A 20,014-nucleotide genomic window follows, 5' to 3' on the forward strand; every position below is an offset into this window, starting at 1 on the left:
TTGGGCGTATTTTAAAATTAATAATTTAATAGGGAGAGGTCTTACTCTCCCTAGACAATTTCTATTATTTCAATGCGGAGAAATTCGATGAAAATAGTTGCTACAAGTATCGAAGATTGTGAAATTGATATTGAAAAGTTACTTACATTTGTAAGTATAGAAAGACAGGAGAAAACTATAAAGTTGCGTAACAGACAAGATCGTATTCTTTCCATATTCAGTGAGTTAATGGTTCGGTATTATTTATTAAGATTATGGGGTTTGTTAATTGAGGACATTGTTATTTTGAAAAACAACTATAATAAACCTTTTTTACCTGAGTTTCCTGCCTATCATTTTAATGTATCCCATTCAGGCAAATGGATAGTTGCAGTGTTTGATGATCGGCCAGTAGGTATAGATATTGAGAGAGTAGTACCAATTGACATTACAATTGTTGATCATTTTTTATCCAAATCAGAAGTAGAAAAACTACGAGATCAACCCGCTGATCAAATGCTTGTGTATTTTTATAAGCTGTGGACTGTTAAAGAAAGTTATATTAAGGCTAAAGGAATGGGACTTTCCATTTCACTGAATTCATTTTCAGTGGAAATAACCAATAGTGTGGTACTTTTTCACTCATTGACAGACGCTGAAGACTGGCGATTCCGGCAGTATTTCATAGGAAATGACTATGAGATGGCAGTTTGTTCCTTGAATTCAAAATTTCCAGATAGTATAGAAATTATCAAATGGAAGCAGTTACTTGAGCATTAATAGTAAAGGAAGCGAAGATAAGGGATGGTCCGTGTGATCTGTTTAGATTGTTGGCAAACCCTGATTTTGGGGCTTTACTTATTAAGATCAGAAGATCGCCTCATATCCTGCCTTCAGCTAGGTTGTGGGTAATATTCAAGAAATAATATTTGTGGCTACCTCTTTTTGCGAATTCTATATCTGGAAAAAGCGAAACCCGTAAAGTTCGTTGGCGAAGTTCTTTTTTAATTTGGGATTTCTGACACTCATGGAGCCTAATTCGTAATCCTTTATCAGCCAAAACACTAATAATGGCATGGTTACGATAACCGTTAAAGGTGAGATCTAAGTGATGATCACGTATATAACGTGGAAGCAGGGGGCACTTTTTCCACTCAAATGCGATCATGGAAATCTGAAGTCCACAATTGCTAGCGTGCTTATCAGTTTGTTTTGCAGTTGCGAGGTTTTTATGCTCGAAGGTGCAAGTGCAAAGACATGCATGCAGAATCTTTTCTGATTTTTGCGACTACATGACTAGGGAGTGACAAGTCTGACATTGTTGCAGTTTACATTCACAATCTATTTTTTAAACAAAATCAATCAAACCTATTTACGAGTAGAAACCTTCAAAATAAAATAGGCACATATTATCCAATGTTTTTCAAGCGGGCGTAACCATGCGGTAGGATCCGTCCGTGAGTTCCTAATAGCAGTATGATTGGAGTGGCGTTCTGGGGGCTCTGACTTTCATCGAAAAAGAAGGAGCGGCGATAGAGCGAAGTGTACATAAGGAAGGGGACACCGATTAGAGATGTGGGACGAGCTGTTAGCCCGGTATATTCCGGGAAGATCTTGGCACGTGTCCGAAGGAGAGACGGGCTGGAACAACACGACGAGATTCGTCGAAATGGAGGGGCGAAGATGGGTGCTTCGCGTTTACGACGCGCACCGGGATGCTGCAAAAATCCGTTTCGAACATGCGGCTCTGATAGAGGTGGCGAGACGCCAACTTCCGTTCCGGACGCCGATACCCGTGCTCTCAACGGATGGAACCACCTATGTAAAGCTGCCCGACGGATCGGGGAAATATGCCTGCTTGTTTTACTATATAGAGGGGGTGCGGCCGACAAGCATGAGCGTTGTGGCCGATACGGGAAGGCAGACCGGCCGGCTTATGCAGGTGCTTAATGACGTTGTTATGAACGAATCCCCTGCCTATTTTCCGAGTTATGAGTTGGAAGCGGCGCATCCGGCGTGTAGCCCGGAACGAGTGCAGGCGTTCTGCAACCGACCGCCGGAAGGCTTCGAGCACTTGCGCGAGGGACTACGAGTCCTATACGAGGCATGGGAAACTTGCTTGCGTACAACACCTGCACTTCGCGCGTTGCCGCATCAACTGATTCACGGGGATATCAACCCATCGAATATTCTCGTTCTTCCCGAAAGACCGGACCGGGTGGCGGCCTTCCTTGACTTCGAGATATGCACTAGGGATGTTCGCGCGATGGAACCGGCGGTGCTGCTATCGGGCTTGATCTCCATTGATGCAAGTATCGACGATATGGAGGCGCTGCTCGGCGGCATGCGTGAAACGGCCCGTCTGTCATCGGACGAGGCCGAAGCGGTGCCGCTGCTGATGCGCCTTCACAAGCTGGATTTATTCGTTCATTATTTGGGGCGTTATCTCGAGGGCGTCGATTCGCCCGATGTCGTTCGGGAACAGATCGAGTCGAACGCTGCGGGTTTGCTAAAGCTGAACGAATTGGCTCCGAAGCTGAAGGCGCTTTGCGTCCGGATGCTGACTTGATAGCAGATCAGTCTTCGTCTGTCGTTCTTTGCTGGTCAATCGCTTCCGCCATCGTCTTGTCCATCAGATGGACGGAGATTTCCCTCGTCTCCGGCGATGCGTAGCGATGCTGCTCTTGCACGCAATGAAATCGTTAATATCTTGAGTAAGAAATCTCAACCTAATTTACTCTCGGGAAAGAAATAGAAGACCTTGAAGAGGGAATGTATTTTTTTGGTTAGGAATCTCCCTAAGTCTTCAGGCAGCAATTGAAGATAGATGTATGTTATTTCAATGAGGGTAGCCCTAAAATTTGGCTCAGATACTCGATCCTCATCTCTCGATTTAGACACCCTACAGCATGGCGTAAATCATCAGAAATGAATTTGAATTTTTAAAGTGTGGCATAATGAAGGGTTTAATTGACCTTATTATGTCACATTTTTTACTGTAAAAGTTTGGTCGAGATGATGGATAAATTAAGGGAATGGATTCGGTCCCGAAGAAGTCAAAGACATCGGCTATTCTGGTCTTACTTGAGAGGCAGAGAATGGTTCAGTCTCCCGGAGCCAAAGTTACTTCATCCAACGATCTAACGAGCAGATCTGAGAACGACTCTGGGGAGCCCGATCCGGGAAATCCGCATGTCGTGTTCTGATTGGGCTGACGGCACGATAAGAACAAACTAAGGCCGTCTTCTACCAACCACCGCGTAAATCAAAACATCCCCATGGCAAGGGTAGCAAGAAAAGTTTCGGACAAGCTTGTCTTAAAGTTGATTCGAGCTTTTTTAAATGCCGAGGGAATGGTCGACGGGATGAGGCAAGAGACGCAGGAAGGAACGCCGCAAGGCGGTCCGCTCAGTCCGCTCTTAGCGAACATTTTGCTCACGACTTGGACAAAGAACTAATGGAACGAGGGCTGAACTTAGCACGCTATGCGGACAATTGCAACATCTTCGTCCGAAGTAAACGTGCTGGCGAGGGTGTGATTGAGTTGGTAGTCCGCTTTGTAGATGGGAAGGATCAGACTGAAAGTCAATCGGGACAAAATCGCTGTAGACCGACCTTTGAACCGCAAGTTTCTTGGCTTCAGCTTTCTAATGAACAAAGGTGCAGCGATTCGAATCGCTCCAAAGAAACTGGAACAGCAGAAGGAAACGCGTAAGAGAGATATCCTCGCGTACTCGGGGGATCTCAATGGAAAGCCGCTTGAAAGAACTTAACCGCTATCTAATGGGGTGGATTGGCTACTTCCGTTTGGCATCCGCCCAAACACACTGCGAACGACTCGACGAATGGATGTGTTTATGGAAACAGAGGAAGTTACCGAAATCTAGACTCCGAAACTTACGTGCCCTAGGCGTTCCGGAATGGGCGGCAAGAATGATGGCAAACTCTAGGCGCGGATGTTGGGAAATGTCCCGAAACATAATCAACGCCCTCAACCGCTCCTAATGGAGCGACCAAGGGCTGTTCAGTCTGACAACCCGTTACCTTGAAACTCGCCAACCTAAAGGAACCACCTTATGCGGACCCGCATGTACGGTGGAGTGAGAGGTTCAGGGGCTTGCCGCTCCTACCTACTCGATTGAATCTATGGGACAATAGAGCAGGCGTTCACCCAGTTCTTGCACGGCGTAACCTAAAGAACCGTAGCGTGCAGGATCCTCATTGGTGAGAATGTATCCGCCAAGTTCTGGCTAAGCGTCCTTAATGATTATCTGTGTAGACAATCTAACTGGTTTCACCCAAGCCATCCAAGCTTGCTATACGAAGACGGACATCTAGAAGTGCATCATTCACCAGATCCGTACCTCCATCCGTTAAGTCTCTTACAAGAATCTGAAGAAGGTGACGGCTGACCTTAAGTCGATATATAAAGCGGCAGCAGAGGAAATGGTATTAGTCGGACTCGATCGCTTTGAGGAGACTTGGGGCAGTAAGTACCCGCTCATCATTCGCTCTTGGGGCAGTAACTGGGACGAACTCGCGACCTTTTTCAAGTATCCGCCTGAGATCCGCAAGTTCATTTACACAACCAATATCATCGAGAGTTAACTTCGCCAGCATCGCAAAGTGACGAAAGAGAAAAGCATTTTTCCGACGGATGAATCGTTGCTAAAAATGCTTTATCTAGCGACAATGGATGTCACACACTAATGGACAGGCCGTGTTCAATACTGGGGTCAAATGCTGCTGCAGCTCTCCGTTTTCTATCCGGATCGCATCGGACAGTCTGTAATAAATCCCCCCCCTCGAGGGGAAGCGTTAAGATAGTTTACACAAAATATTTGACAAATGACTCCAATCGTAAATTTCGACATTAATTACTTTGACTTGTAAAAAAACCGCTTCAAAGCCTGATACACCTCGTTTTTCTCTTTAATGACATAATACATAAACTTCGGATTTTCAATGTGCTTGTAGGCTGCCATCAACGTACTGGATCGGTTATATTGATTAACCTCACCGTAACCAAACATGTTTGACTTCTTCATTAACTCACTAATTAGTCGAGTACACCGTTCGTTATCCGAAGTAAGATTGTCGCCATCGGAGAAATGAATGGGATAGATGTTATAGTCGGGCAAGGGGTAACGGGAATCAATGATCTCGAGAGCTTTCATATACGCCGAAGAACAAATCGTCCCGCCGCTTTCGCCGCGAGTAAAAAACTCCTCTTCCGTGACTTCTTTCGCTTCGGTGTGATGTGCGATAAATACGATTTCTACTTTCTCGTACTTTGAACGAAGAAACCGCGTTGCCCAGAAGAAAAAACTTCGGGCCACATACTTTTCATAACTCCCCATACTTCCGGACGTGTCCATAATGGCGAAGATTACCGCACTGGATTTTGGTCGGGTAACTTCGTTCCAAGTCCGGTATCGAAGATCGTCAGGAGAAATCCCTCCGAAGGAGGAAATGCCTTGACGGGAATTTCGTCGGAGGTTTTCAAGTAAGGTCCTTTTCTTATCAATATTGGAGGCGATTCCTTTTTTACGGACATCATTATAGATGAGTTCGTTTTGGGTTAGTTCTTTTTTTCTCTTGTTCTCGAAGTTAGGGAGTTCAAGTTCTTCGAAGAGCATTTGTTCCAATTCTGTGATATCGATTTCTGCTTCGAAATAATCCATACCCGGCTGATCGCCGGCACCTTTCCCTGTTCCTGTCTTTTTCTCATCGGTTGGATCTATCCCTAATACATCGCCCACCTGGGAATCACCGTTACCTTGTCCTACATTCTTCAATTTTCCATTGTTATAAACGAAGTGATATTCATCTAAGCTTCGAATAGGAACCTTGATGATTTGCCGACCATTGGAACCGATAATGTTTTCTTCGGAAACCAAATCGGGGAGATTTTGCTTAATAGCCTCGCGGACTTTTTGTTGATGTCTCGCTTGATCCTGGTAGCCTTTACGGTGTAATGACCAATCTTCTTTAGAGACGATGAAGAGAGGAGCTTTCATAATTCCACCTCCAAAATCTATAGTTAATTTTGCGACACCCAAGGAACCGGAAGTATCCATCATCGCCAAAATAACCGCGTTGTTCTGCGGCTTGACGATTTCCTCCCAGGTTTTGAAGCGAAGGTCGTCCGGACTGATTCCGCCGATCTCGGAACGTCCGTCGCGCGAATTGCGCCGCAGGTTTTCGAGAATCGTCCGTTTTTTGTCGATGTTGGACATGATCCCCTTGCGCCGCACGTCGGTAAACCGCACGTCTTTGACCTCGATCTGCTGCTTATCCTTCTTCTTGAGATAAGGCAGCTCCAGTTCCTCGAACAGCATCGTCTCCAGCTCAGCGATGGAGATCTCGGCTTCGATCACGTCGTCGCCAGGTTCCGAGCCCGCGCCTTCCCCTTTGCCGTTCGCCGGCGTCGGATCGACCCCGAGCACGTCTCCGACTTGGCTGTCGCCGTTCCCTTGGCCGACGTGTTTTTTCTTGTTCGTGTTGTACACGAAATGGTATTCATCAAGACTGCGAATCGGTATTTTAATAATTTGGCGCCCATCGGACATGACGATATTCTCTTCCGAAACGAGATCGGGCAAGTTCTGCTTGATCGCGTCCCGGACTTTCTGTTGGTGGCGTGCTTGATCCTGATATCCTTTGCGGTGAAGCGACCAGTCTTCCCGGGATAAAATAAATGAGGGATGATTCATGGGCAACCCCCTATCGCTTTGTTTTTGTAAGGATGTATTACTCAATATATTCAAGCGCGGCCAAACGATGTGCGCATTACGCACGGCGGATACGGTACATTTTGAATTGCCAACATCCGCTAGCTCCCACAATGAGCGAGAATCGATTAAAATAGAATAATCAAGCGAGATTTGACGGAACGGGAGGGTCTAGCCCCATGAAATTCATACATACGGCGGATTGGCATCTAGGTAAACTTGTGCAGGGAGTCTATATGACGGAGGATCAGCGCTCCGTGTTGGAGCAATTAATAGACGCGGTAGAAAAGGAGAAGCCCGATGCGGTTGTCATCGCCGGAGACTTGTATGACCGTGCGATTCCCCCGACGGAGGCGGTAGAGTTGCTAGACGAGCTGTTCGAGAAAATCGTGATCGGACTCGATACGCCGCTGCTCGCGATCTCCGGCAACCACGATAGCCCGGATCGACTCGCCTTCGGAACGGCGATCATGGAAGCGCGGGGGCTGCACTTGGCGGGGCAACTGAAGCCCGTGACTAAACCGGTCGTTCTTCGTGACGAATTCGGCGAGGTGCACTTCCATCTTGTGCCGTATGCTGATCCGGGGCAAGTCAGATTCATCTACGGGGACGAGGATATTCGTTCCCATGACGACGCGATGAAGGCTATTGTCGGACGGATCGAAGCGGACATGGATAAGGCCGCGAGGCAAGTGTTCGTCGGGCATGCCTTCGTGACTCCGGGGGCGAGGCCGGAGGAGAATACGAGCCAGTCCGAGAGGCCGCTATCCATCGGCGGCGCGGAGTACGTGAACTCCGAGCATTTCCGAAGCTTCCACTACACGGCCCTCGGTCATCTGCACCAAGCGCACCATGTGGCGAACGAGACGATTCGGTACGCGGGTTCGCCGCTCAAATATTCGATCTCGGAGGAGACGCATCGCAAAGGCTTCTTAATCGTGGACATCGATGGTTCCGGAGCGATAACCGTCGAGAAGAGAGACTTAAAGCCACGCAGGGACATGCGCCGCGTCGCCGCTCCGATCGAGGAGATCGAACGGCAAACGCCTAACGAGGATTATGTGTTCGTGACGTTGCTGAACGACGATCCGGTTCTATTCCCGATGGAAAAGGTCCGAGCGACTTATCCGAACGCGCTTCACGTTGAGCGAAGAACGGCGACTTCGGCGATTGGGGAATCTAACGAAGCGGGCATTGCGACACCTTCCAGAAAAGAAGCAGATCCCGTGGCGCTGTTCGCCGCGTTCTATCGCGAGGTGAAAGGCGTGCCGTTAACCGAAGAGAAACAACGTCTGTTCGTCGACGCCTATTCGGACGTCCTTCGGGAAGAGGGAGGTGCCGTATGAGACCGATTCGTCTAAGCATGACCGCCTTCGGGCCTTATCGGGACACGGAGACGATCGATTTCGGACTGCTGGAGGATCGTCGTTTATTCGTTATCTCCGGCAACACCGGCGCGGGAAAAACGTCGATCTTCGATGCGATTTGCTTCGCCTTATACGGTAGCGCAAGCGGGGAAGACCGCTCGGAGACGCGTATGCTCAGGAGCCATTTCGCGGACGATGAAATACATACTTCGGTAGACTATCATTTTTCGGTAGGCCAACGAACGTATCGCGTATTTCGCCAGATGGCGCACCGGAGAGGAACGAACAAGAACGAAACCGGCGGAAAAGCCGAACTGTACGAGACGACGACGGGTACCGAAGTGCCTTGCGTGGACCGTTTTACCGTTTCCGACGTGAACATCAAGATGGAGTCCGTCATCGGGCTGACAAGGGAGCAATTCAGCCAGATCGTTATGCTTCCGCAAGGGGAATTTCGCAAACTGCTCACGTCCGATACGGAAAATAAAGAAGAAATCCTGCGACGGATATTCCGGACGGGATTGTACCAGAAGCTGGAGGACCGGTTCCAACGGAATAATCGCGAGCTTCAGGACGCGTTGAAGCAAGCGAAAGCTACGCAGGACGTATACGTTAAACAAGCTCAAGAGACGCTGCCTCAACGGGAGGATAGCGTTCTTACGGCGACTTTACGGCAAGAGTATATCGGCATGGCGCAAGTAAGCGAGGGTTTGGAAATCGAGATCGGTTACTACGAGCGGCAGGCCGGCGACATCGAGCGGGAGAGAGCCTCGTTCTCGGACAAGCTGAACGTACTCGAGACGGAGTTTCGAGAGGCGCTGGCGATGGAAGCTAAGTTCTTGCAGCTCGCGGAGAAAAGGCGGCAAGCCGCGCAGTTGGATGAACGGAAGGCGGAGATTAAGGCGAGCGAGGAGCTCGTTCGCCTGGCGGAATTGGCCACCAGGATCGAGCCTTACGAGGAGCACGCGCTGGCGGCGATACGCCACTCGGAACTGAAACGCGGGCAACTGGAACGCAAGCGCTTGGACGTTGCGGAGGCGGAGCGAGCCCATGCCGTAGCGGAAGAGCGGTATCGCGTCGAGGAGGCCCGCGAAGCGGAGCGCAAGGAAGCGGATCTGGAGCTGGCGCGTTTAGCCGAGCTGATGCCGATCGTGCAGACGCTGGAGGAGCGGAGAATCGAAGCCGATCGCCTCGCCGCGGAGGAGCGCTCGATCTTCGCGAAGCGCGAAGCAGCGGAGCGTCGGGTTGAAGAGCTCCGACAGCAGAAACGCGCGTTAGCCGAACGGTTGAAGACGGCCGAGCTAGAAGCATCTAAGCTTCCCGGCAAGCTTGAGCAATATGAGCGTATGAAGAACAAGTATAAGCTACTAAAGGAACTAGCGGAACTGGACAGACGCTTGGCGGATAGCGCCAAGCAAGAAGCCGAGCGGGAGCGCGCAGCGCTAGCGCTTCGAGCCGAGCATGACCGGTTGGAGACTTCTTGGCTCGAAGGGCAGGCGGGTTTGCTTTCCGCGCACCTGCATGACGGCATGCCATGCCCGGTATGCGGTAGCGAAGATCACCCGAACAAAGCATCATCCGGAACCGCCGGCATTCCTTCGCGTGAGGGACTTCAGGCCGCGAAGGACAAGCTTCGCGCAGCCGAACAGGAGCTTAGCGAAGCAAAGGCGCAAGCGGCGGCGACGGGCGTCGGCATAGCGGAGCGGAAGGCCTTGATGGAAGAGTACGCCCTCACGGGGCTGCCGTTTCTGGAACAGCTGGCGATCGCGGAAGCGGAAGGCAAGCAGCTTCGGATCGAGACCGATCAACTGAAGCAGCAAGCGGAGAAAGTGTCGGAATACCGGCAAGAAGCGGAGAAGCAGGATCATCTGATCGAACAGCTTCAATCCGAGCGCGAGCGATTGCTTCAGGAGCAGCACCGGATTACGGTCGACCGAAGCGCGAAGGCGACGCTTCTGGACAGCGAGCTGGCGCGAATCCCGGAACCGCTGCGGACGCCGGATCTGCTGTCTGCCAGAATCGCCGAACAGACGGCATTCGCGGGCCGTTTGCAGATCGCTTGGCAGGAAGCGCAACGTCAGCTTCAGAGCAGTCAAGCTCGCCTTGTAGAAGAGAGGACGAATGCCGCGCAAGCGGCTAGCCAGTTGGCGGAAGGGGAGAAACTCTCCGCCGACTCGCGCCTGAAGTTCGAAGAAGAGACGCATCGCGCGGGCTTCGAGACCGTCGAAGGCTATCGCGCCTCCAAGCTTGCGGAAGCGGAACGGGTCGAACGCAAGCGGATTATCGAGCAGTTCAAGTCTTTGTCGGCAACCTTGCAGCAGCAAATCGCGGATCTGGAACGGGAGCTTGCGGGACGCGAGCGTCCTGTGCCGGTCGTGCTCGAAGAGAAAATCGCCGAGCTGAAGAGCATGCTGGAGCGGATTTCGGCATCGTTGCACGCTGCTCTCGGATACAAACAAGAAGCGCAGCGCTTGCTCGCCGCGCTCGAGAAAACGGCCGAGCAGTTCCGGGAGCTCGAGCAGAAGCAGCAACAGGTGGCCGACATCTATCAGATGCTTAAAGGGGACAATCCGCTCAAAATTTCGTTCGAGCGCTACATCCTCATCGAATTCCTGGAGCAGATTCTGAACGCGGCGAACGCGCGGCTGAACGACTTGTCCAACGGGCAATTTCTTCTGCAACGCAGCGATCGGCTGGAAACGCGGGGCAAGCAAAGCGGTCTTGGCCTCGACGTATTCGATGCCTATACGGGCCAGAATCGCGACGTTAAGTCGATGTCCGGCGGAGAGAAATTCAACGCATCCCTCTGCCTTGCCCTCGGGATGACGGACGTTATTCAAGCCTATCAGGGCGGGGTATCGATCGAAATGATGTTCATCGACGAAGGTTTCGGATCGCTGGACGAGGATTCGCTAGGCAAAGCGATCGCGACGCTAATCGATCTTCAGCGTGCCGGACGGATGATCGGAGTCATCTCCCACGTGCAGGAGTTGAAGCAAGCTTTCCCTGCCGTACTCGAAGTCAGCAAGACTAAAGAAGGCCATAGCCGGACGAGCTTCGTCCTGAAATAACGCACGCCACTCGGCAATTCGCCTAAAGAGCCGCCTCGCAGTCCGTAATGGACGACAGAGGCGGCTATTTTAGTGCGTCTCGAGAAGTAACTCCGTGCTGAGAGTTCCTTTTAAGCAGGAGTTAGCCTGTCTCGAGAAGTAACTCCGTGCTGAAAGTCCCTTTCAAGCAGGAGTTAGCTTGTCTCGAACAGTAACTCCGTGCTGAGAGTTCCTTTTAAGCAGCAGTTAGCCTGTCTCGAGAAGTAACTCCGTGCTGAAAGTCCATTTCAAGCAGGAGTTACCCTGTCTCGAGAAGTAACTCCGTGCTGAGAGTCCCTTTAAAGCAGGAGTTAGCTCGTCTCGAGAAGTAACTCAGTGCTGAGAGTCCCTTAAAGAAAGAGTTAGTACGTCCCGAGCAGTAACACCGTGCTGAGTGTTCCTTTCAAGCAGCCGTTAGCTCTCCTCGAGAAGTAACTCCGTGCTCAGAGTCCCTTTAAAGAAAGAGTTAGTACGTCTCGAGAAGTAACTCCGTGCTGAGAGTCCCTTTAAAGCAGGAGTTAGCTCGTCTCGAGAAGTAACTCCGTGCTGAGAGTCCCTTAAAGAAAGAGTTAGTACGTCCCGAGTAGTAACACCGTGCTGAATGTTCCTTTTAAGCAGGAGTTAGCTCGTCTCGAGAAGTAACTCAGTGCTGAGAGTCCCATTCAAGCAGCAGTTAGTTCGTCTCGAGAAGTAACTCCGTGCTGAGAGTCCCTGTCTAGAAAGAGTTAGTTCGTCTCGAGCAGTAACTGTGTGCTGAGAGTCCCTGTCTAGAAAGAGTTAGTTCGTCTCGAGCAGTAACTGTATGCTGAGAGTCCCTATCTAGAAAGAGTTAGTTCGTCTCGAGCAGTAACTGTGTGCTGAGAGTCCCTGTCTAGAAAGAGTTAGTTCGTCTCGAGCAGTAACTGTGTGCTGAGAGTCCCTATCTAGAAAGAGTTAGTTCGTCTCAAGCAGTAACTGTGTGCTTAGAGTCCCTTTTAAGCAACAGTTAGTTCGTCTCGAGCAGTAACTCCATATACCGAGCCCCATTTCGGGCAGGAGATCGTAATAAGCAGGAAACTTAATGCAAATAAAGTTCAAGCCTGCCGTAAAGAAAGTAACCTTTCGTCCCAAATAAAAAAACAACCCGCATTTCTGCGGGGCCGAACAATCTATCTTGCATTGGGGTAAGTTCATCTTACCTAGCCAAGCTGAAGAACAAGTGAATGGAAGCTTAACGGCTCCTTAATTCTAGGCTTTTTCCGTTCCCATGTTTGTCGGAGCTTCCGTGCTTGCTGCTACTTCGGCATATGCCCTGTCGACCGGCAGCAACTCGCACTTCGCCCATTCCACGAATAAACGAGTAAGGTGAGGATCCCACTGATCTCCGCCGCCGTTTTCCAAAATGCCGAGCGCCCGTTCGGGGGACATGCCTTTCCGATAAGGGCGATCAGACGTCATGGCATCGTAAGCATCGGCGATCGCGATAACGCGCCCCGGATAAGGGATAGCTTCTCCGGCTAAGCCGTCGGGATAACCCCTGCCGTTATATTGCTCATGGTGTGAACGTACGCCGGGGAGCAGCTTGGCCATCGCTTCGGCGGGTTCGATCTGCAGCAGGATTTTCTCGCCGAGCACCGGATGAAGCTTGATAAGATCGAATTCCTCGTCCGTCAGCTTGCCTTCCTTCAGCAATACCGCATCCCGTACCCCGATTTTGCCGATATCGTGCAGTAAAGCGGTTTTGCGCAACGTCTCCAAGTCCGAGGGATCCATTCCGGCTAGCCTGCCGATCCGCACCGAATATTGCGCTACGCGCTCCGAATGGCCGGCGGTATAAGGATCGCGCGCGTCCAAGGCGGCCGCCAAAGTCGTGAAGTAACTCTGAAGCAGCTGTTCGTTCAGCTTCTCCCGGGTTTTCAATCCGTCCAGCATGTGATTAAAGCCGGATACTAGCTTAGAGAACTCATCGGAATACAGGTCGGGAGCGCGATTGTCGAAGTTGCCTTCCTTGACTCCGCCCATCAATTCGTACAGATTGCGGATCGGCGTCTGAATGTCCCGAGACAGCAACCAGGCGCCCAGCGAGGAGAAAGCGACGCCTACGACGAGAATGATCGCCGCCCACTTCCAATATTCGACGCTTTTGTCCCCCGATAGGTTCTGGAAGCGAATTTGCCCGGCAAGGGCGAACAAAAACAGCGGAAACGTGCCGATCAGGAAGGCGCTGAGCTGAAACTTCTTCTGAATCGAGACGAGCACGCGGCCGTCCAAGGACAGATCGGCATCGAAGCGTTCTTTCGCTGTCCGATGAATATGGTCAAGCATCGGCCGGATGGCCTGAACGTTAAGGAAAAATTCGATCATTGCGTGGAGTGAAGCGATGAGCACCGCGCCGATGCCGGCAAACCCTATGTAATAGTAGGGAATATCGATCCAGCCTTGGCGGATGGAAGCAAAGGCCAAGCAAATGCCGGGAATCGAGAGGCCAAGCAGATGCGGGCCGAAAATCCTCTGAACGGCGAGAATCGGGAATCGGTGGGTCTGCAGGTAACTCGACTGAAGCTGAGACAACGTCAGTGGTCCGCTTTCGAACGTCGAACGGATCGGTCTTAAATGCCGACGCAAGACGACCCTTTCGCAACTAAGCATGACGAGCAACGAGAAAAATAAAATTCCGGCAAGCCGCCAAGTTTCGACGAGGGGAATCTGAAGAGACGAGAAGATGAACAGACTTCCGACGCCAAGCACTGCGATCGCCGAGCCCACGACGTAATTGACGAAAAGTTGGCGCAAAAACTTCGAATAGAAGCTCAATTTCAAACCTTCTTTCTAAGGTGACATCCGTCGCAAGTGGGTATTCATTCCTTCTTTCCTATTCCACGCGAGAACGCATGACTCCTTTAATTAACCTTTGTAAGCAGGTGAATTATAAGTCATAATCATATATTATAGCGCTTACACTTTCGGGTTTAATTGGGGGATTACGGATGTATAAAGTAATCATCGTCGATGATGAAGCGGTTGTTCGGGTCGGGTTGAAAAATACGATCGCTTGGAACGATCACGGCTTCGAGCTGATCGGCGACTACGCGAACGGACGGGAAGCTTGGGAAGTCGTAGAGCAACATAAGCCGGAACTCGTGATCTCGGACATCAGTATGCCCTTCATGGACGGTTTAGAGCTCGCGGGGCTAATATCGGCGCAATATCCCTATATCAAATTGATCATTCTAACGGGGTTCGACGAGTTCGAATACGCGCAACAAGCGATTAGGCTTAAAGTGTCGGATTTTATCCTGAAACCGATTACGGCGAAAGAAATTCGCGGTCTTCTCGATCGCGTCAAGGGAGAGATGGACGAGGAGACGAAGCATCGGGAAGATCTCGGTCGCCTGAACAGCCAGCTTAGCCAGAGTCTTCCGTTGCTTAAGGAACGTTTCCTTGAGCGCCTTGTCGCCGTCGGCCTCGGCAGAGCGGAAATCGCGGAGAGGTTCGCCTACTTCGGGCTGAAGCCGGTAGCCCCGTTGCATCTCGTCATGGTCGTCGATATCGACGATTTCGGCGATCGCGAGCTTCATTCCTACGAACACGATGCCGAGTTTCTGCGCTTCGCCGCATTCGATATTTTCAAAGAAACGCTAGAGTACGAGCAGGGAGAAAGCATGTTCTTCCGTACGCGGGAAGAGAAGATGGTCGCGATCTTGTCGGGCTGCGAGAATGAGGGCATGCTCAACGAGAGGGCTTTCTCTTTGGCGGAAAGAGTCCGTTATCATATCGAGAAATACTTGAAGTTCACGGTAACGATCGGAATCGGAAGCGCTGTGGAGCATCTGGAGCAATTGCCTACGTCCTATAAGAGCGCATTGTCGGTACTAGATTATCGGTTCCTCCTTGGCAAGAATCGGATATTGAGTATTCTAGACCTGGAAGGCAAGCCCTCGTTCGTATCCCCAAACCTGGATTGGGATCGGAAGCTGGCTTCCGCGATTCGAAGCGGTTCTCTTCAGGAAGCTTTCGAATTGATCGAGAACGGCGTGGTCGAGCTCAAAACCTCGTTTACTTCCGTTGAGCCTTGTTTCCTGCAATTGCAGAAGGTCGTTCTTACTTTAATGAATACGGTTCAAGAGCTCATTGTCGACGATAAAGAAACATCGCTCGAATGGCAGATGAGATTGATGGAGATTTACCGGTTCAAGACGCTGGACGAGGTTGAGCTTTGGTTAAAGGATATCGTGCGTTCCGTAGTTACGACCGTCGCGGACAACCGCAATCATTTCACGAATATGCAAATTCATCGCGCGGTCGAATACATCCGGACGAATTATATGAACGAGAAGATGTCGCTGCAGGATCTCTGCCGCCACGTTCTCATGAGCACGAGTTATTTCAGCCTCTTGTTCAAACAACATACCGGGGAGACGTTCATTGAATATTTAACCGGGGTACGCATCGGCAAAGCCAAAGAATTGCTTCACCATACTTCTTTGAAGTTTTACGAAATCGCCGAGCAGGTGGGCTACAAGGATCCGAACTACTTCAGCATATTGTTCAAGAAACACGCGGGAGCTACGCCGAAGGATTACCGCGAGAAGCTGCTAAAGGAGAACGGTGCCTAAGATGTCCAAAGAACGAAAGCTGCGCGTGCCCCTCTTCCCGCTGAAGAGCATCCAATCGAATATTTCCTTGGCTTTCTCTTTGCTCATTCTTGCCGCGATCGTACTCACGAGTCTCGTAAGCTATCAAGTGTCCGTCAACGCCGTCCAGAGCAATTCTAAAGGATACATCGAGGAAATCATCAAGCAGGTCAATATGAACATCCAGTCGTACGTCGACAACATGGAAAATATATCCTTGCTCGCAATGACGAACAAAGACGTGAAATATTACATATCCGATAATAGCTTCATTAGCTCGGAGGATCGCCGGACGTACGAGAAGCGAATATCGGATTTGTTCCAATCGATTCTATACACTCGCACGGACATCGCTTCAATTATGGTGTTCGGTTATAACGGACGTTTCGTCTCCGATCGGCGGATCACGAGCTTGAACCCGAACGCCCGGCTTCAAGAGCAGGTTTGGTACAAGACGGCCAAGGCAGCCGGCGGCAAGTCGGTTATCTCGGCACCCCACGTGCAGAACATTATCCGGAACGAGTATAGATGGGTGGTTTCGTTAAGCAGAGAGCTGAAAAGCACGGACGGAATCACGGCGGAAGGCGTGTTCCTCGTGGACCTGAACTTAAGCGTCATCAATGACATCTGCAGCAATATTAACCTAGGCAAGAAAGGATATTTATTCATCGTAGACGGGGCCGGTAATATCGTCTACCATCCGCAGCAACAGCTGATCGATAGCAAGCTGAGAACGGAACTCATCTCGGAAGTGATTCAAGCTTCCAGCGGCAGTTCCTTCGTCGCCAATGACGCGGACGGCAAACGCATCTATTCCGTTCAGGATACGAATTTCGGTTGGAAGATCGCGGGCGTCGCCTATTCGGACGATCTGATCGCAAGCACGTCCGATTTGCGAAATTCCATCGTGCTCTATTCTTTATGCGGCTTGATGATCTCGTTATTGATCTCCGTCTGGCTGTCGCACCGCTTGACCAAGCCGATCAAAGAGCTGCAATCGGACATGAAGCAAGTGGAGAAAGGGAACTTCGATATTCAGACCGAGATCGGGCAGATGAACGAGATCGGACAGTTGGGCCGTTCGTTCAATATGATGGTAAGCCGAACGAAGTTCCTGATGGAGGAAATGATCCATAACCAGGAGAGCAAGCGCAAGAGCGAACTCCTGCTGTTGCAGTCGCAGATCAATCCTCATTTCCTGTACAATACGCTCGATTCGATCGTATGGATGGCGGAACAGAAACAGCACGAAGAGGTCGTGCTCATGACCTCCGCGCTTGCCAAGCTGTTCCGGGCAAGCATTACGAAGGATCAGGAGCTCGTACCGATTCGAGTCGAGATCGAACATATCAACAACTATTTGCTAATCCAGAAAATGAGATATAACGACGAGCTCGATTACGCGCTCGATATCGACGAAGCGATATTGCCGTATAAGACGCTTAAGATCCTGTTGCAGCCGTTCGTGGAAAACGCGATTTACCACGGCATTCGCAACAGATACGGGATCGAGGACGGTCTTATTACGATCCGCGGCAGGCTGAACAACGATCAGATCGTCTTCGAAGTCGAGGATAACGGGTTCGGAATGACGCCGGAGCAGTTGAATCGGTTGCGGCAGAGCCATGAAGGCGACAAGGGAATCGGAATTCGCAACGTTAACGAACGAATCAAGCTTTATTTCGGACATGAGTACGGTATACAAATTCGCAGCGAGATCGAAGTCGGTACGTGCGTTACGATTACGATCCCCAAACTCGAATAGGGGGTACGGCCATGCGCAAGCAACGTTGGACGATCGCGCTGTTCCTGATTTTGTTCACGGTCGCGCTGTATTCGTCCCTATACTATAAAATGATTTTCGGTGCCGCCCATCACGATCGGCACGTTACCGTTATCCTGAAGTCTTTGAACGTGAGACAGGATTTCTGGCAAGCGGTCAACAAAGGAGCGGAAGCGGCCGCCAAGGAAATGGGAGCGGAGCTCACCGTCGCAGGTCCGCTTCAGGAAGGCGACGTCAATGATCAGATTCGAATTCTGGAACAAGAGATCGACCGGAAGCCGGATGCGATCGTAGTTGCGCCCCTGATCGACGATCGAATGCCCGGAATTCTGGCCAAGGTTCGCTCGGCCGGCATTAGGCTTGTCGTCATCGATACGCCGCCGGACATGAAACCAGCTCCCGTCGTCGTGTCCAATGACCACGTCGAAGCCGGACGGCTGGCGGGGGAGACGTCCTTGACCGAGACGAACAACCGTCCGATCATCGCGATCATTAGCGACGCACCGGAATCCCAAATCTCGCAACAACGGCTGGAGGGACTTAAGCAATCGCTGGCAGGCAACAAGGAAAGCGCGAACGAAATCTATTATGCCGGGAATTCCGAAGATAAGGCATACGCAATCGCCAAACGGCTGCTCATTCAGGACAAGCCTTTTAATACGTTTATTACGCTGAACGAATCGGCGACATTGGGCGTCGCCAAGCTGCTGGAAGAGCAGCAGAAAGCGGACGTCATCCATCTGATCGGATTCGACAGCTCCGTGGATGAAATCCAACTCCTAGAGTCCGGCACGTTAAATGCCGCGATCGTGCAGAAGCCGTTCAACATGGGGTACTTGGGAGTCAAGACGGCATTGAGGCTCATAGACCGGAAAAAAGTAGCGCCCGCGACTTACATCGAATCGAACGTGATCACGAAGCTGAATATGTACACCCCGGAAAACCAGAAGCTCTTGTTTCCGTTCATCAACAATAAATAACTTTTCAATGGAAGGATTCGTGCTGCTTATGCAACCCATGGCCCGCAAGTTACGGCGTTTCGTCGCGGTTGCCGCCGCGTTACTCGTTATGTTCACGCTTGCTTCGTGCATGAAGTCCGACTCGGAGCCCGTTCCGTCTCCCAAGGAGAAGAGGGCACTCATTCGATTCGTCGCCGCCGAGTACAGTTCGGAGACGAAACCGATATTGGAGAAGCTCGTAAAAGAGTTCGAGTTAAAAAATCCGCTGATCCACGTCGAACTGCAGGTGGCGAACTGGGACATACTCGACGGGATCTATACGACGATGATCAGCAAGAACCAGCCTCCGGATCTTCTGAATACGAACGTCTACGCGCATTTCGCCAAGGACGGATTGTTAAACGACTTCAAGGACATTATTTCCCCGGAGCTCGAGAGCAAGCTCCAACCTAATCTTCTGAACATGGATCAAATGAACGGTACGCAGTATGCGATCCCTTACGTAGCTACGATCAGACAACTCTATTACAACAAGGAACTATTCAAGAAAGCCGGCATTGCGGCTCCGCCTCGAACGTGGTCCGAGCTCATGGAAGACGCGCGAAAGATCAAAGCGACCGGGGCGGCGAGCGGATTCGGCGTCGACTTGACGGATAACGAGACGCAGGCGTCCCTATCTTACGTGTTCTATGGTTCCGGCGGAACTTGGATCAAGGGCGGGCAATGGACGATCAATTCGCCAGACAACGTCGAGGGCTTAACCTTTTTGAAGGAATTATTCGACAAAGGGCTTACCGATCCCGAACCGACCGTCACGACGAGGGACGAGAAGCAGCGCATTCTGGGGAACGGCGAGCTGGGAATGATGATATCGGGCAATTACTTCGCTTCGGTCGTCCCCAAGGAGTTCCCCGATCTGAAATGGGGAGTCGGACCGATTCCGGTCAAGGACGGAGAGCCCCCGATCACTTTCGGCGTTCACGACGTGCTGGTCTCGTTCAGGACGGATCATACGGACAAAGAGGCTTTGGCCAAGTTTCTCGATTTCCTGTATGACGATTCGTCCTACGAGGAGATGGTCAAGCGCGAAGGTTTCCTCCCCGTTACGACGACGGTCGGCGAGCAACTTGCCGGCCGCGACGAGGGCATGAAGCAGAATTTGAAGGCGCTGAGCAAAGCCAAGTTCTATCCCGTGCAAGAGCCGTCTTGGCAAGCGGTATTGGATTACGCAAGGAAAATGGGTGACGCCGTTCTATACGGGCATACGTCTCCGCAGCAGGCATTGGATCTGCTGCAACAATTCGCGGAGTCGAAGAGCGGACGGTAAAATACTAGATTATCGTCCGATTTCGGATTAGGAAGAAAACAAAGAATTCATGGAAGATATTCGATAGAGACTTCAGCCCTCTCAACTTATGATGAAATCAAGCGCTAGGATTCGATTATGAATTCAGAAAAAGCGTAAAACATCATTCGTGGGAGGGTTTGTT

The 20,014-nt window shown here is 50.9% G+C and carries 11 protein-coding genes and 2 pseudogenes; 10 read left to right on the forward strand and 3 right to left on the reverse strand.

What is annotated here, in order from left to right; translation table 11 throughout:
• Nucleotides 1–87: 87 nt before the first annotated feature.
• The 4 genes and pseudogenes from D7Z26_RS12255 to D7Z26_RS12270 all read left to right on the forward strand — a co-directional run.
• The gene (locus D7Z26_RS12255) at nt 88–759 is read left to right on the forward strand and encodes a 4'-phosphopantetheinyl transferase family protein (RefSeq protein WP_158602287.1); all 672 of its coding nucleotides are present in this window, start codon (nt 88–90) and stop codon (nt 757–759) included.
• Nucleotides 760–1,552: 793 nt separating this feature from the next.
• Complete coding sequence (locus tag D7Z26_RS12260; RefSeq protein ID WP_120977254.1) at nt 1,553–2,548, forward strand: phosphotransferase; 996 nt, start codon at nt 1,553–1,555, stop codon at nt 2,546–2,548.
• Nucleotides 2,549–3,726: 1,178 nt separating this feature from the next.
• Entirely contained in the window at nt 3,727–3,984 is a 258-nt protein-coding gene (locus D7Z26_RS27770; RefSeq protein ID WP_233566833.1) for a group II intron maturase-specific domain-containing protein, read from the forward strand.
• A 209-nt stretch (nt 3,985–4,193) separates the two neighbouring features.
• Nucleotides 4,194–4,806 (forward strand): annotated as a pseudogene (locus D7Z26_RS12270) (IS256 family transposase); the annotation flags it as partial.
• A 50-nt stretch (nt 4,807–4,856) separates the two neighbouring features.
• Here D7Z26_RS12270 and yhbH read toward each other — a convergent pair.
• Both yhbH and D7Z26_RS12280 read right to left on the reverse strand, forming a co-directional pair.
• Entirely contained in the window at nt 4,857–5,999 is a 1,143-nt protein-coding gene (gene yhbH / locus D7Z26_RS12275; protein WP_120977594.1) for a sporulation protein YhbH, read from the reverse strand.
• Nucleotides 6,000–6,035: 36 nt separating this feature from the next.
• A pseudogene (locus D7Z26_RS12280) lies at nt 6,036–6,695 on the reverse strand (DUF444 family protein); the annotation flags it as partial.
• A gap of 197 nt (nt 6,696–6,892) precedes the next feature.
• Here D7Z26_RS12280 and D7Z26_RS12285 point away from each other — a divergent pair.
• Complete coding sequence (locus D7Z26_RS12285) at nt 6,893–8,059, forward strand: exonuclease SbcCD subunit D (RefSeq protein WP_120977255.1); 1,167 nt, start codon at nt 6,893–6,895, stop codon at nt 8,057–8,059.
• Nucleotides 8,056–11,151, forward strand: a complete 3,096-nt coding sequence (locus D7Z26_RS12290; protein ID WP_120977256.1) for an AAA family ATPase — start codon at nt 8,056–8,058, stop codon at nt 11,149–11,151. Before D7Z26_RS12285 ends, D7Z26_RS12290 begins: the two co-directional genes overlap by 4 nt.
• A 1,245-nt stretch (nt 11,152–12,396) precedes the next feature.
• Here the strand turns inward: D7Z26_RS12290 and D7Z26_RS12295 are convergent.
• Nucleotides 12,397–13,962, reverse strand: a complete 1,566-nt coding sequence (locus D7Z26_RS12295; RefSeq protein WP_120977257.1) for an HD-GYP domain-containing protein — start codon at nt 13,960–13,962, stop codon at nt 12,397–12,399.
• 173 nt (nt 13,963–14,135) lie between these two features.
• On the opposite strand from D7Z26_RS12295, the gene D7Z26_RS12300 reads away from it, so the two are divergent.
• From D7Z26_RS12300 to D7Z26_RS12315, 4 genes are read left to right on the forward strand one after another with little or no spacing between them, the layout of a single operon-like run.
• The gene (locus D7Z26_RS12300) at nt 14,136–15,764 is read left to right on the forward strand and encodes a response regulator (protein WP_120977258.1); all 1,629 of its coding nucleotides are present in this window, start codon (nt 14,136–14,138) and stop codon (nt 15,762–15,764) included.
• Nucleotide 15,765: 1 nt separating this feature from the next.
• Nucleotides 15,766–17,547 (forward strand): cache domain-containing sensor histidine kinase, encoded by a 1,782-nt coding sequence (locus tag D7Z26_RS12305; protein WP_120977259.1) that lies wholly within the window; start codon nt 15,766–15,768, stop codon nt 17,545–17,547.
• Nucleotides 17,548–17,558: 11 nt separating this feature from the next.
• The gene (locus tag D7Z26_RS12310; protein WP_120977260.1) at nt 17,559–18,545 is read left to right on the forward strand and encodes a substrate-binding domain-containing protein; all 987 of its coding nucleotides are present in this window, start codon (nt 17,559–17,561) and stop codon (nt 18,543–18,545) included.
• Between the two features lie 28 nt (nt 18,546–18,573).
• The gene (locus tag D7Z26_RS12315) at nt 18,574–19,851 is read left to right on the forward strand and encodes an extracellular solute-binding protein (RefSeq protein WP_158602288.1); all 1,278 of its coding nucleotides are present in this window, start codon (nt 18,574–18,576) and stop codon (nt 19,849–19,851) included.
• Nucleotides 19,852–20,014 lie beyond the last annotated feature (163 nt).

The organism is Cohnella endophytica (assembly GCF_003628305.1).
GTDB classification, from domain to species: domain Bacteria; phylum Bacillota; class Bacilli; order Paenibacillales; family Paenibacillaceae; genus Cohnella; species Cohnella endophytica.